This window comes from Paraflavitalea pollutisoli, from assembly GCF_029360705.1.
In the GTDB taxonomy this organism is placed as follows: Bacteria; Bacteroidota; Bacteroidia; order Chitinophagales; family Chitinophagaceae; genus Paraflavitalea; species Paraflavitalea pollutisoli.
Genome location: NZ_JARKMX010000008.1, coordinates 3491986 through 3508188, shown reverse-complemented (window position 1 = coordinate 3508188; position 16203 = coordinate 3491986). Strand labels below are relative to the sequence as shown.

Sequence of the window (16203 nt, the reverse complement as noted above, 5' to 3'; positions counted from 1 at the left end):
CTGTGGGCAAATTAATCGAAAATATTTCCAACTACCCGTTGTCAGCAGGATCGGTGGCCTATAGCAATAAGCTGTTGCTGGAGGATGGATTTTCCATTCGTACGGACTCACTCAAGGACTATTTCAAGATCATCTATGAGATGTCGAAAGATGTGCTCTTCTTCAATGATACCGGCGCAGCCGCTCATACCTGGAACGACCTGCTGAAGAAGGATGCGATCTTTCAATTGTCCCGGTTCGTAACGGTGTCGGTACAGGAACTCCACAATTACTTTACGGAGTTGCCCCAGATCAATGGTTTTAACAGCGACAACACGATCTCACCTACCGAATACAAAAAGCTGGCCTGGCAACGTCTTTCAGTACTGCAATACCTGTTTTGGTATTACAAAACCATCAGCGAAACCATGACTGGTGACACGCAGCCGCAGGTCTTGTCCATCCTGAAAGGAAATACGGTCAGTAACCTCTTTGTGCGTTACGAGTCGCTGTTGGAAGAATGCCTGGTAGGACCGCCGGTGCTGATTGTCGCCGCAGAGCAGGTCGCTACGCCGCCTTTTAACGGTATCGTGTTCCCGCCGGTAGAAACAGGTCTTACCACTTCCCTGCACGGGTACTATAATCCTGGTAACCTGCCAACCGATCCGGTGCTGGGCATCTATGCCACGGATGAAGACAAGATCAAAGCTGCCAACGAATATGCCTATACCTTCTTCCGGGCGTTGATGCAGGTGCAGCAAATGTTCAATAGCTGGGCCTCCAACCGGTTGCAGGAACTGACGACTACCGCCAATAACCATGAACCGCATGTCGGCTTATTGATTGCTTTTTGTAAACTGGCGATGCTCTATGATGCACAGTACAATCAGCTGGTGCATAAGCATACCGTATTTGTATTCAACGATATTCTGCGTTTGCAAAAGCAGGCGGTGTTGCCGGATAGCGCCTATGTAAGCCTGGAACTGGCAAAGAATGTGAACCAGTATTTCTTACCCCGCCATTCGATGTTCAAGGCCGGGAAGAACAGCCTGGGCAAAACGGTGTATTACCAGTCGACGGCTGATATGATACTCAACAGTGCGAAGATTGCGGCCATCAAATCGACGGTGCGGCTGCGGAAGAACAATGATTTGTTTACCGTAACCGGCGCCGATGATGCCACCAATGCCGAATGGCAGGTCAATAACGCCTGGTTGCCCTTCAATGATGTAAGCGATTCGTACACAGGCATGGGCATCGAGAGCAAGATGCTGGTGAGCATGCAAAAGAAGGACACGGTCATCGATTTCGAATTTGCTTTTGAAGTGGATGTGCCCGCCAGTCCGAAATTGTTGGAGAACACCCGGATCAGCCTGCTGCTGGAAGATGGAACAGAAGCATTGCTGGCGGTGAGTAAAGCGGAGGCCGATGACCATTTACTGAAGTTCAGTACAAAGATTGAGAAAGACCTTAAGGTGGCCGTTAAAACGGGCGTCAACGCCCGGATCAAACTGGCCTCGCCCGATAAGGATAGCATCGACACGGATGATTACAGCGTGTTGTATCGCTTTCTGCTCAAACAGCAGCTCCTCAACATCAAAGTGAAGGCTTACCAGCAAAGCTTTACACCCACGCAGGTACGTACCGTGTTTGGTATGGTGGATGGAGCTGCCAGCTTTGTGGCCTTTGGCTCTTCTTCGCATGCGGGGGCTTCCTTCCGCTTGTATCATCCTTATATACAGTATGCCGACAAGCTGGATGTTACCATCAACTGGGGCGATCGCCTGAAAGAGGCGGTACCCATGAGTATCAATGATACGGATGTGACCACCACCACCGGGCAGGAGAGTAGCCCGGTTACCGGGTTTGATAATAATTTTGCTTCGAGTTTGCTGGTCAAGCTGGAGAGTGATCATAAGTACAACGCTACTTCAACGCTCACAAAAGGTAATTCCACCACCACCGTGCTGACACCCCTGCCAAGGATCTTGCTGGTGAAATCCGTCGACCTCAAGGCCGACCTGGAAGAACTGGTGTATGAAAAAGAAACACAACGTCCGATCCTGTTTATTGCCGAGTGGCTGAACCATCGTCGTTTCATTACATCTTTATATGTGCCCTACGCCAACAAGCGGCTGCAAAAAGTGGCCCTGCGGCAACGGCACCTGGAACTGCGGATTCGTTACTTCGATTTCTATCGTAACAATCGCACGGTACATCTCTATCCTTTTGGCGAGCGAAGCGTTAACAAGTCGAGCGGGTTGACCCTATTGCCGGATTATTCAGTGCCCGATCTCGGTTTTAATAGTTACGAGGCTGATCTGTATATCGGTTTGACCAATATTACACCGGGACAAAGCATCAGTCTGCTGCTGGACATAGCCGAGGAAACGGCTGACCAATCGGAACTGGAAGCCAAGGTGACCTGGCATTATGTAACACAGGAAAAGATCGTGGCCCTCGATCCGTCGCGGGTGGTAGATACGACCAATCATTTTCTGCAGCCCGGTATTGTGCAGATGACGCTACCCGTAACAGCCACTCCCGATAACCAGCTATTGTATGGAGACAATACCTACTGGCTGGTGGCGCGCTGCGACCGCAACGCAGAAGTGGTTGCCAATGTGAAAAGCATTAAAACCAATGGTGTGGTAGTACAACGGGTATTCGATGCCAACAACCAGGACGCAAGGAAGTCGGTAGCGCCGGCCACCATCGAAAACCTGTTTCCCAAAACGGCCAATGTGAAAGCTGTAACGCAGGATACACCTTCCCTCAATGGCCGCGAAACAGAAACCGACCTGCATTATTTCTGGCGCAGCAGCATGCGCCTGCGTCATAAACACCGGGGCATTACGCAGTGGGATATTGAACAACTCATTTTGGAGCAGTTTCCCAATATCTACAAGGTAAAATGCCTCAACCATGCCTGGTACAACGATGCGGGTACCAATATCATTGCCAAGCCGTGGCATACGCTCATTACCCTCATTCCTTATTACCTGGTGAATGCAGAGAATCCCAATTTTCAGCCAGCGATCACGCTGTCGAAACTGCAAGCCGTAAAAAGCTGGCTGCAAAGCAAATGTTCCCCCTTTCTTTCTTTCCAGGTATTGAATGCCCGGTGGGACAGCCTGTCGGTAGAACTGGAGGTGGTAGCCAACGAAGATATCCTTGACCTGCTTTATTACCGGCAGCAATTGAGCAAGGACATCATGCGGTTCTTTTCGCCCTGGGCCTTTGAAGCAAGCGGGGCCCCGGCTTTATCACAAAAGATCTATGCGGCCACCCTGGTAGACTTCATCGACGAGCTGCCTTATGTACACCATATAAAAAACCTGAAACTGAAGAAGAACAACCTCGAAGTAAAAGATGAGATCGACGCTTCTACGGCTATTCATTTTCTGACTTCTTCGGCCGAACATACAATAACGGTTCACCCTTATGGTAGTTAACAACGAACATATCGACGAAAAGGCATTGCCCGCCTTGCTGGAGAATTTCTCCCAGTTACGCGACCGGGCCATGGCCTATATACAACAAACGACGACGGCCAAATGGACCGATCACAATATCCATGATCCGGGTATTACGATCATGGAGGCGCTGTGTTATGCGCTGGCCGACCTGGGTTTCCGCATGAACTTTCCGGTACAGGACCTGTTGACGGATAACCTCGGCAACCTGCCACAGAAGGCTTTTTATTATCCGCAGGATATTTTGCCCTGCCATCCGGTTACCATCAACGATTTCCGGAAGATACTGATCGATCTGCCCCTGATCAAGAATGCCTGGATTACCCCGGTCACTGATCCCAATACCACCATCGACCTCGACTACGAGCCGATGTATGTGTATGAAAAGGGCGGAAAGCTGGTGCTGAAGAAGGATGTCACTTTCCCGCCGATACCGGCGGCCGATCATGCGGCCATCTTGAACAGTGATCCCATCTTTATCATTGGGCTATATGCGGTGCACATCGAATTTGAAGTACAGCCCTTGCTGGGCAATATCGATAGCGGAGAGGCCTTTGAGGGCGTATACGAACCTAAGTACTTTGGGGATATTTACTATGATATCAGCAACTGGAACCAGTTGATCAACGAGCGGCGGATATTGCAGAAGATCGCCAAAGCGTACACCGTCAACCCCGCCAGTGTTACAGTCGATTTTGTGCCTTCGCCCAAAAATAAGTACAACAACAACGACGGTAAGCTCGATGACCGGATACTGTCTGAATGGTATTACCATGTGGTGGTGCGTTGCGGTGGCGTGCCTACCTTTACCTTCAAAGATGTATTGTTTGAACCTTTCTTCGAGGGGGGCAAAGGCATCTCCGGTAAGGACCTGAAAATCCTGCTCAGTAAGAACCAATTTGCCTTTTGGGCCAATTGCTTCAAAAGGATACAGGCGCTGGCCAAGGCTTATACCGACATCCAGTCGGTTTTGCATGCGAACCGTAACCTGGCAGAGGACTTTCTGCCGCAGATATCGGCCATCCCTACCATCGACTTTCAGATCTGCGCGGATATCGATGTCGACAGCAAGGTGGATATCGATCAGGTACAGGCCACTATTTTTTACAAGCTCATTGAATACATTTCCCCCACCATTCCTTTTTATACATTCCAGGAGTTGACGGGCAAAGGAATTCCCATTGAAGAGATATTGGAAGGCCCCAAACTGGCACATGGATTTGTGCTGGAAAACGAGATGGGCGAGAACTCATTCGAAGATTTTACCATCAACCTGTCCGATATCATCAACACCATTTATGAAACGGAAGGGTTGGTCAACGTGCGCAACGTCACCTTGCTGCTGCGCGACGACAATGGTAATGTGCTCACCAATACCAACAAGTGGGAGATCAAAGTGCCAACTGGTTTCAAGCCGGTATTGAACAAGCGTAAGAGCAAACTGACTTTTTATAAGAATGACTTGCCATTGCTGGCGCACTTTAAGGAAAGTGTAGTCAAACTGACCTTGTTGCAAACCAACAGCATCAAGTACAGTAATTCGAATGTGCCCATGCCGGTTTTCAACCCCGTGTACCGCGACCTCTCTATGCACTATGCACTGGCTGATGAGTTTCCGGCTACTTATAAGATTGGCAGAAACCTGCCCGATAATTACCTCAGCAAACCGGAATTGTATAAATCGAAACAACTGGAGGGATACCTGCTGTTGTTCGAACAATTGATCGCCAACTTCCTCAAAGACCTCGACCAGCTGAAGGGTAGTCTATCCTGGGAGCCGGTGTCGCACCTGCAATACAAAAGCAGCGGCAACGACTGGCGTAGGTCTTACCTGTTGGGCCCGGCAGGCGATAGCCGCTGGCAGGATATCATTGAGCCGCCCACCAGCTTTCTCAAAAAGCGGAATGCCAGTCTCGACTACCTGTTATCACGTTTTGCGGAGAACCTGCAGGAATTGGATAATTATTTCTATCTCTCTACAGACAACCTGGCCATTTCGGAGGCCGACTACTATCAATACCTGATAGGCCTGAAGCAGAAATTCCTGGCCAATTATATCGCCATTAGCGCCAATCGTGGGGCGGCTATCAATTTGCTTTCCCACGCTGACTATTTCAATACCCCGCTTTCGGGGTATGAGAACCGGTTGAGCTGCCTGCTGGGTTGCGAACTGCAAAAGCCGGATGGCAGTCGCCGTAAGGCAGTTGATCTCGATGAAGAAGACAAGAGCGAACGCGGTCATTTCCATGTGCTCGAGCACATCTTGCTGCGAATACCTACGCTCACCAGCGAATTCATGCTGTACCTGCAAACCAAGGGGCTTACCCTGGCTACCGAGTTATTGGGCATTTGTACTGATGATGATTGTACCGCTTGTGGTGGCCACGATCCATATTCGTTCACAGCGTCCGTGGTACTGCCCTCCTGGATACCTGTATACCAGGACGTACATTACCGGGATTACATCGAACGGCTGGTGCGCCGGGAAACACCCGTCGGTGTACTCCTGCGGGTATGCTGGATCGACGAAGAGAGTATGGGGAATTATGAAGCAGCGGTAGGCGACTGGTGGGCTGCCAAATATGCTTTGTTTTACAGCGACAGCGATACCTATTTCGATAAACTGCTCAGCTTCCTCGAAGTGCAAACAAAGCTGGTGCAGGTGATGAAAGCACAACGCAGCGATTATTTCCCGGCTACCCTGCATGGTTGCGAAGATGAAGGGGAAGAGAACAATACACGTGTATTCCTCGACAAGACTTATTTAGGAAACATTCAAAATAACAACGTATGATCAATATATTCCCGGAATTCGAATCCAGGCAGGTACTCACGGCCGATGAGCTGAACTGGATGGCCTGTTACCTCGATACGCAGGAACGGCAGTCGCGCAGGTTCCTCATAGGTTGTGGGCTGATCGGCGGACTGCAGGTCAAACTGGTCAACAATGCTGTGCAGGTAACTCATGGCATAGGTATTACCAGTGCCGGGCATATCGTGTCGCTCACCGGAGCCGCCAACGGCATTACTTCCTATACCAAACAAAAGCCTTATACGCAAGGGGCCAATGAAAAGCTGGCCTATCACTACCTGCCCGATCTCGATCCGCAGGCTGAAAATTATGCCCAGTCCGTTGATCAGCCATCCCGCTATTTCCCGGGCTTTACAGGGCCAATACTGGAATTGATGGAGGATACGATCAATGATGCTACTCCCATCGATGGCAATACCCTCACAGGCCGGGTGGTGTTATTATTTGCGGAGATCATTCAAAAAGAACTCAAGGATTGCGAAGGCGATAACTGCCAGGAGCGTGGCAAGAAATATATTTTCAAGAGCAAGGTACTCGTGATCACCAGGGAAGATGCGCTGTTGCTGTTGAGCAAAGAATACAACAACATCGTACAGTCTGAAGATGCAGTGAGTAAACAGGCATTTCCCTGGCTACACCTCCCCAATGTCAATATCCTGAAACCGGTATTTTCCAATAAATCGGTCAACACGGTCTTTAGTGAGAAGGTATTGGTGGATGAGTATAGCCGTTGTATCAAGGATTTCCGGGATATGCTGACCAACAACAAATTGGCCATCGAGCAGGCGCTGAGCAATCTGCGTAATTACTGCACGATAACGCCCGCCAATATCACCCTGGTGGATACGCTGGTAGCCAAGATCAATAGTACGAACGTGCTAAGTCCCAATAACCTGTCACCGTCACTGACGGGTGTGGTATATGATTACCTCTGGTGTTTTGTCAAGGCCTACCAGGAGCTGCAGGCAGCGGCGCAGCACCTCAAAGCCAAATGTTTTACCAACGAATCGGCATTTCCCAACCATATTTTGCTGGGCCAGCTGGCCAATGCCAACAATGATTTTGATGTACCGGTGACGACGGGCTATTCCGTTTACCGCCATTACTTTCAGTCGAGGTTGGTACAAACGCAACAGGCTGAAGTGGCCCAGAAAGTGTTGGTATGCCTGAAGCGCCTCGTTGCGCTGGTAACGGCCTTTGATGATGCCGCTTTGCCCGGTAAGAAAGATATTCGTATTACGACCGGTGGCAACCTGTACGATCCGCTATCAACACAGGCGATGCCCTATTACCTGAAAACGCCTACAGCAGCTGTATGGAATGTGCAGGCCACCCATGCCAACCTGAATAAGTACAATACTACTTACAATAGTACCAACGATAACCAGACACCTTCCGTCAACCTGGCCTATAATACCTTGTCTTATGCCATGCAGGGTAACCATGCTTTCTTCCGGATCGAGGGGATATATGGGCAGCCGGCCGTCAATGCCCTGAATGCAGTTTTTCAACTGCGTAAAAAACACGGCATGGCTTTCGAAGTGCTCATGCTGCGTTTGAACGAAAAAGCCCCCTTCAGCCATTCCTTCAACTTTACCATCAACGAAGATGTGGACAGCATGTACCAGGTGGTGCGCGCAGAGGTGTTGAAGCAGATCAGTCTCAATGTTAGTTATTTGTGGGGGCGGCAATTGAAAGCAGGCAAATTCAATCCTATTCGTACGGTGCTGGAGGCAGAACTGGAAAAGAGCTTTATGTTTTTTCTGGCTAATATCAACAGCTTGCTGAAGGCCAAACCGCTCGAAATGGTGTTGAACGAAGCCATCATGGCCAGCAATATTACCACCAATTACAAGGCGAAAGCCTATACAACAGAGGCCAAATACAGCGATCTGGAAACCATGACCGCTGAAGCCAAACCAGTCACGCAGACGTTGGCCAAGCAGGAGAGTGTAGGTATATCCTACCTGAAATACAATCCTGCTTATGTGGGTATCTTTCAGCCCATCTATACCATCGGTGCCCTGTTCTTCAATACGCTGGGCAACCTGGTGGATACGATCAAGCGGAGTGACAAGTTCAAGAATACGTCGGATATCAGCTTTTACAGCCACCTGCTCAAGGTGGTAAAGGGGATGCAGAAGGGAGATCAGTCCAAAACCTTGTTCCTGCATGTACTGCGCCTGTACTGTGCGCTCAAGCTGCAGGAGGAGTACCTGGCCGAGAATTTCCTGGAGCTGGATATTACGAAGTACCGTGATAACCTGGAAGACGAACTGATACCGGCCAGTGATGCGATGATGGACTACCTGCGTCCCTTCAACTTCTATTTTAATAACATCACCAGCGATGAGATACTCTACGAGGTAAACCGCGATGAAATGATGGAGTATGCGGGCCGTGTGAAATTTGACGACGACTGGATCAAGATCATACAGCTGGATGCGGAGAACAAGAAACGCAATGGAGGCCTGGGAGTCGAAAACCTGTTGGAGAAATTTGTGAAACTACATCCGGGTATAGCGCATGGTTGTGGCGTTCCGAAAGGGGGCACTTACCTGATGATCTACGATGCAGCAAACCAGGTGGTGGCCGACTTCTACCTGCCTTATATCATCGCCTCTCACCTGCGTCCGATACAATTTACGCTGGTCGAAAACAAGACCATCACCCTCAGCGGAACCGTAAAGGACCAGGCCGGGGCCATCATGGCAGGCGTGACTGTACTCGTGGGTGGCGCTACCGTGGTGACCGATAAGGATGGTTTCTATACCGCACTGGTGACGGAAAATACGACCGTGAAGGTCATCTGTAAGGTGGCCGGTTACCAGGACTACTCCAAAGATGTGGTAGTGGCCAGCTTGCCGAAGGAAGAAAATATCATCCTTACCAAGGTGCCGGCCGCGAAGTTCAAGACGACCATCAATTTCCGCAATCAAAACCAAATACCCATCACCAAGCTCTTTACCCTGTTGAATAAAGACAACAACACGTTGCTGACAGTAGACAAGGGTGTATTGGTACTGACAGAAGAGCCAAAGAAGAAGTTCAACTTTATTGTGAAAGATGATAGTTTCGATGATACGGAATTCAGTATCGAAACGATCGATAAAGACCAGACGCTCACCGTGTCCCTGATAGAGCTGGACTTCTTCCGCATTCAACTGATCGGGCAACCTGACAAATATATTGCCTCCCTGTTGAACAGCATTAAAGTGATCGATCCGGAAATGGAGCTTGATATGAGCAAAGTCAGCGACGGATTTTTTGTCACCAAACAAAGGGGCGACATAACAAAGTCTGCCAAAGCAGCGGTCGTGTACAACTCAAAACCAGTGCAGCAGGCTATCAACGCCGGACCCGATGCAAACAAGATATTTGTGGACAGTACCACCCAGGAACCCGCCAAAAAATTGCCTTTCACAGTGGGTGTCATGTATCCCCAGGAAGGAGATTTCAACAGGATCAAGGGAGTAAAAGTAAATGGTTCGATCATACTGGTCGATGAGCAAACTGATCTTGGTAAAGGGGAGATTACGACCAAGGGAGAGTTCAATCTCATGACGGAGTTCCCCAACGTCAAGTCGATCAACATGGAAAGCTTCAAGGACGTTAAGTTTACCTCGTTGATCATAGACTCCGTGTTGACCATTTCGCCGCAAAAAGTAACCGATGATATGCTGTTCACGTTCACCAGAACGGTGACATCGGCACAGAAGAGCAGTCTGATCGTCAACATACCGAGGCTGAGGCGCATTGCAGAAGCCATCCAGGAAGGTAGCCCGACCTTCTATTGCATGCTGATCACGCAAGCAGACTTTGATAAAGTGGCTAAAATTCTGGCCCTTTGAGTACAGCCAGTGTACATAAGATCAGTGTGGTGTTGCCGGCAACCAGCTACGAGGAGGCCGGCAAGCACCAGTCGGCTGCCAAACATTGGGCGCGGCACCGGTTGCCGGAGTTGCTGGATCAATACCTGGCGCCAATGGATCATCCAGATGAGGTGGTCTACATCGAAAAAGTAACGATCAACCTGTCCGATCTGCCCTGGAACCTCAGTGATGTAGACTGGAAAGAACAGTTGGCGGAAGCGATCAAACTAAGAGCCGCTTCAAAGGATAGCCTGACGCTGATTGCGCGGCAGTGGCTGTTCTACCTGGCCCATGGTTGTTTACCGGCTACTGCCCTACTAAGCACCCGGCAGGAAATAGAAACATGGCTGCTCAAACATACGGACCAGCTTCGCACCGTATTGCTGCAAGAGCGCGTGAAGGAAATAACAGGGCCCTGCTGGCACCGCTTGTTGACACAGCACACCGCAACGTTGATAAACCTGGTGCTGGAGGTATTGTTGGAGGTGTCACCATCGCAGTCCGCCGCCCTGTATCCGGTATTGGTAAAGCAGCTGCAGGAGACACCTGGTACGCTGTATCACCACTTGTCCGAACTTGTAGCAATGAGCAGGGAAAACAAACTGAACCAAAAGAAAGCATTGCTTCAGCAAATATTGAGTGGCAAGCACGCGAAGAGCGCTCAGGCGCCGTTCACGGAAGACAGTAAGCATTCTCTGCAACAGACCGCTGGTGATCAGGAGCCCGCAGCAAACCATGCCATTGCGTGCTCAAATGCTGGATTGGTATTGTTGTTTCCCTATATCAGCCGGTTCTTCGAACAGGCGGGGCTGGTAGCAAGCGGGGAATTCGTATCGCCGGAAGCCCGCACAACAGCTGTGCAGGCCTTGCATTGGCTGGCGACCGGCACAACGAGCCTGCCGCCCGAAGAACTACTGGTGCTGCCAAAGCTCCTGTGCGGACTGGATCTGTCGGAAGTGGTGACCTGGGAAGAGGAACTGCCGGAGGGAATTACTGTGGAAGGCCATGAATTACTGGAAGCGATCATTGGCCATTGGGCGGTATTACAAAATACCTCCCCGGATGGATTGCGACAAACCTTCCTGCAGCGTATGGGAAACCTTCGTCTACAGGATGATAACTATATTTTACAAGTGGAAGAGTCGGGTGTCGACGTACTGTTGAACAGCATTCCCTGGGGATTCCGTCATTTCCGGTTGCCCTGGATGCGTCGCCACCTGGTCACAGAATGGTATTGACCGATGAAAACAGCTGCCACCATACAAGCCCGGAACAAGGCAAGGCGCCCCTTTATGCAGCAGGGCAAAAGGGATCCGTTTGTCAAAAAGGGGGGACCGGCTGGCGGCAACACACAACGCGTCAATAAAGAAGAACAAAAGGCGACTGAGTTCGCGGAGAAAGCATTGGCTACGCCGGCTATTGTGCAGGCTTATCAACAAAGCAGCAGCGCTTTGAAACGGCCGGTGACGCCTAAAAATACCGTCAAAAATGAACTGGTCGATGGGTTGGAGGCCTTCTTGCTACCGCCTTCCCTGATCACTGCCTTCAAACTACACCTGGGCGAAGATTTCACCGAAGTGAAATTGTATGCCGACCCCCTGAGTACAAAGATTGCCACAGCGCAGCATGCCGCGGCGTTCACGGTCGGTGAGCAGGTCTTTTTCAATACCAACGTTTTTGAACCAGGTACATTGGAAGGGTTGAGCCTGCTGGCGCACGAATTGTTCCATACCATCGAGCCTGGTGACCAGGTCGACAAGGTAGAGGTACAATTGAAATCCCTCACGGAACCGGAAGACCGCACTCCTTACCAGAAAAAGGCTTTACAGCGGGCAGCACTCATTGCCGTTGGGGAATCGGGTAAGGTAAACTCGAACGCTGTCAATAAAGATGGTACGCGGGTAGGGTGGGAGCTACTCGTTGAGTATTTTCGCACCACTTTCGGCGATGAGCAGATCATCAAAGACAAATCTGAATACAAGCCGGGCAAATTCCTCGAAGAGTACATCAAGTTTGTGCGCAAGGGCACGGCTACCAAAGTACATGTCGATAAAGAAGGCAAGCACTACAATGTACAGGAACCCAATGTGGACCTGCTGCCCAGCTGGTGCGGCATATTTGCTTTTTGGGCACTGCACAAAAGCGGTATCCATCCACCACCGTGGAAAGTAGGTGTTCCCAACTTTACCGCAAAAGACCAATACAAGAAAGGGGCGTACCTGCCCCGTCCGGGCGACATTGTGATCAAGAATGGTTACAACCACCACGCCCTGGTGGTGAAGACCGATCCCGAAACCGTCGGTGAAGAAAAAGACCTGTCCAATCTGCGGGTCATCACCATCAACGGCAATACAGCAGGTACCAACCATACCGGCGGACAGATACAAATTAAAACCGATCCCTATAGTTACTGGGACTTCTATGTAAACCCTTTGTTCAAAGGCGTAGAAGTGACCGATGACAAAGATTTCAAGCTCGATGAACGGCTGAAGGCACACGCAGAAGGTGTGAACCTGGCACCGGCTGCACCCATTACACCGGCCAATACCACCGTCAATCAATACAACACTTCGCTCGAAGCGGTAAAGCTAGATATCGCCACCGAAAAGCCAGCAGAAGGAGGAGAGAAAGAAAGTGACGAGAAAGTACCCGAGCCGCCCATTGATCCCAAACAGATCATGAAGCAGGACGCTGAATTTGCGCAACTGCATGGCATCCTCGATAAAAACGCCAAGAACGAAAAAGCGCATGATCCGGCCGAGCAAAAAGCCGGCGAAGCCCAGGCCAGTGCCCTATCGCCCGCGAATGAACGCATGAGTGGGGCCCAGGCCAACAAAATTCAGGGGTTTGAAAATGTCAAGGTGCCGCAATTCAGGGCGAAAGACCTGAAGGAAAATATTATGGCCGAGGTGCGTAAGATGCTGGAAGAAAGAAAAAACGCCACACCCGAAGGAGAGAAGCCAGCACTGAGTGAAGGGGATGTGAAAAAAGTAAAAGAGAAAAGTGAAGAAGATATCTCGGATAAAAAGAAAGAGTCGGTAGGTGATGTAGAAAAAGCCCATGACCAGGCACCCAACCTCGAGGCAGTACCCCTGCGCAACAGCGCAGACAAGGTAATAGAGAATGCGGGGCCCGACAAGAATATTCCGCACACGGAAAAAGCAGTCGCCAAGCCGGTTGCCGATGAACGCATCACGCTGGAGGCAGAGTCGGGCAAGATAGATGCGAAGATGGCGGAGAATGACGTGGATGAAGCCCAGCTGGCAGATTCGAATGAAGAACAGTTTACCGGGGCACTGGGGCAAAAAAAGAGCAGCCAGGAAAAGGCCGCCGCTGTCAAGACAGATTACCGCGAGATAGAGACCGGTCAGTTGGACAAAGACAAGCAGGTTGCCAGGTCGGGTATCAACAACAAAACAGACCTGATCCATGCGGTGCGCGATGGCGAGTTCGGTAAAGTGAATGCTGTAAAGGATGCCACCCAATCGGCGGACGAGAAGAAGCGCAAAGAAGTATCCGACAAGATAGAGGGCATCTATACAGCAGCAGAGAAATCGGTCAATGATAAATTGGCCACGCTCGATAAAAGCGTGAACGAAGATTTCGATGCCATCATGGCCAAGGCCAATGAGAACTTCAAGATCAGTGCCAACAGAGCGCTCGATGAGGAGTTTAGCTGGGAATGGGCGTCCAAAACCTTTTCGCCGGGTGACTATAAAAACCGGGTGCAGAAGGTATTCAGAATAGAATCGGAGAAGTACGAAGAAGAACTGTCGAAGGCCCTCGACCCGCTTACCACCAGGATTGCCGATACCCTCAATGCCATCATCGAAGAGATACAGGCAGCACGTAAAGCAGTGAAGGTGTTTGTAGATGGCCTACCCAAAGACCTGCAGGACGTGGGCGTGGAAAGCGCCAAAGCGGTGATGGAGAAATTCAATGCGCTGCAGGATAGTGTGAATGAGAAGCAACAGGCGCTCACCAATAGCCTGGCGAAGAAATATGCAGATGGGGTGATCGGCCTGGAAAAGCAGTTCAAGCAGATCATGGATGACCGTAAGAGCTGGCTCGAGAAAGCGCTCGATGCCATCGTAGATGCCATCAAAGAGATCATTCAATTACTGGCCGACCTCAAGAAGGCCCTGGAGCGGGCAGCCGAATATGGTAAACGCATCATCAAGGCGCCGCTGCAATTCTTCGGTAACCTATGCAGAGGCGCTTCGGAAGGGTTCAACAATTTCGTCAAGAACATTGCCAAGCACCTGTTGCAAGGTGCCTTGGAATGGATCACGGGGCAGATGGGCGATGCGGGGATTGTGCTACCGGAGAAGTTTGACTTCAAAGGGATACTAAGTATCATCCTCCAGATATTGGGCATCAGCATACAGAACATGAAGGAGATCGCCAAGAAGGTGATAGGTGAAAAGTATGTGACGATGTTGGAGAAAGGCGTAGACCTCGGGGTAAAGACGGGTGATAAGATACTGCAGGTATTTACGATCGTTAAAAAGGATGGCATCGCTGGATTGTGGGAGTTTATCAAAGAGCAGTTCAACGACCTGAAGGAAAAACTGATGGAGGAAGCAAAGACCTTCATCGTGACAACGATCGTGGAGGTCGCCGTGGTGAAGATCGTGTCGATGCTGATACCAGGGGCAGGGTTCATTTCTGCGGTGAAATCACTGATCGATTTTCTGCGTACCCTGTTTGCCAAAGCCCGGCAGATCGTCGACATCATTACCGGTATCATCGATACGTTTGGTGAAATACTGGCGGGCAATGTGGCCAAGGTATCGGGCATGGTAGAAAAGGTGCTGGCGAAATTCCTGGGCCTGGCCATTACCTTCCTCGCTGCCATATTGGGCCTGGGAAAGATCGGCAAAAAGATCAACGACATTATTCAAAAGAAGATCAAAGACCCGATCAACAAGGCCATCACGAAGATGATGGAAAAGCTGAAGCAGGTAATGACCAAGCTGGGCATCTTCAAGTTCCTCGATAAAGTGGATGCGAAAATAAAGGCCGGTAAACAATGGGTAGAAGATAAGAAAGACAAGGCTAAGGCAAAGCTGAAGGAAGGATGGGAAAAAGCAAAGGCCTACTTTAAGAACATGTTTAAATCCTACAAAGATCAGTCGGGTGAAACGCACACCCTCAAGGTAGAAGAACAGGGAGGTAAGTTCAAGGTAATGCGGCATAGTTTGACCGATCACCTCGGCAATTACCTGGATAGGCTATGGAATGAGAATCAAGCCAAAAACCAGAACAAGCCGCGGTATGATGAATTCAAAAAGCTGATCACAGCGTGTCGTAGAAAAAATAATCAGATCGATGGATGGCTGCAAAAGCCCTGGACTGAAGCGGTGGGAGAAGAGATCCGGAAATTACTGGAGGATGTGGCAGACAATCTGCGACAGTTGCCAGCCAACATTGGCAACAACAAAGCGGCCATACCGGAAGTGAAAACGGTTACGTACGGGCCTACTTACTCAAATAGATACAACATGCTGCGCAAGAACAGTACCTTGATGACCAACCTGTCCAGCCAGGATGGGGTAAGTGTGGATGTGCCGTTGCTGTCCATACACAGTAAGGATTTTGTGGGTAGCGAACCCAGCAGCGGTGGCAGTTCGGAGTTTTGGAACATCATGAACGACAGCACCCTCACTTTTTCCAACCGGGTGCGTGGGCATATTCTCAACCACCAGTTGTTTGGCACCGGTGGTGACGTTAAAAACCTCGCTCCAATTCCTATTTCTGCGAATAATGATATGAAGACGGTGTTTGAGAACCCCGCCAAAGAAACCGTGCACGGCGGTGGCGTGTTGCATTATTGGGTTAAATATGCCTACGGACCACCCAACGATTCACTGGGCAGAATTGAAAAGCGGTTCCCCAGAATAAAGCTCCCCACTTTCGTCAATTACGAGATCAAAACCTTAGTTTTAAAGGCGGGTATCGATTCCCGCAAACAGAGTGATGTCGACAAGCCCAGCAGTTGGGAAGAGCAAAGCACAACAGGCTCCCGGCGATTCCAGATAAATCACGATGACTTCTTCTAACA

At 50.0% G+C, this 16203-nt stretch carries 5 protein-coding genes; all 5 read left to right on the top strand.

Annotated elements, in window-relative coordinates; translation table 11 throughout:
- The first annotated feature begins 2 nt into the window (after positions 1 to 2).
- Genes P2W70_RS27755 through P2W70_RS27735 form a run of 5 tightly spaced genes read left to right on the top strand, consistent with a single transcriptional unit; the run spans position 3 to position 16201 of the window.
- On the top strand, positions 3 to 3434 hold the full coding sequence (locus tag P2W70_RS27755) for a baseplate J/gp47 family protein (RefSeq protein ID WP_276484825.1): 3432 nt from the start codon (positions 3 to 5) through the stop codon (positions 3432 to 3434).
- The gene (locus tag P2W70_RS27750) at positions 3424 to 6249 is read left to right on the top strand and encodes a hypothetical protein (protein ID WP_276484824.1); all 2826 of its coding nucleotides are present in this window, start codon (positions 3424 to 3426) and stop codon (positions 6247 to 6249) included. The genes P2W70_RS27755 and P2W70_RS27750 overlap by 11 nt, the downstream gene beginning before the upstream one ends.
- Complete coding sequence (locus P2W70_RS27745; protein WP_276484823.1) at positions 6246 to 10118, top strand: carboxypeptidase-like regulatory domain-containing protein; 3873 nt, start codon at positions 6246 to 6248, stop codon at positions 10116 to 10118. Before P2W70_RS27750 ends, P2W70_RS27745 begins: the two co-directional genes overlap by 4 nt.
- On the top strand, positions 10115 to 11377 hold the full coding sequence (locus tag P2W70_RS27740) for a contractile injection system tape measure protein (RefSeq protein WP_276484822.1): 1263 nt from the start codon (positions 10115 to 10117) through the stop codon (positions 11375 to 11377). The genes P2W70_RS27745 and P2W70_RS27740 overlap by 4 nt, the downstream gene beginning before the upstream one ends.
- Positions 11378 to 11380: 3 nt before the next feature.
- Complete coding sequence (locus P2W70_RS27735) at positions 11381 to 16201, top strand: eCIS core domain-containing protein (protein ID WP_276484821.1); 4821 nt, start codon at positions 11381 to 11383, stop codon at positions 16199 to 16201.
- The last annotated feature ends 2 nt before the right edge of the window (positions 16202 to 16203 follow it).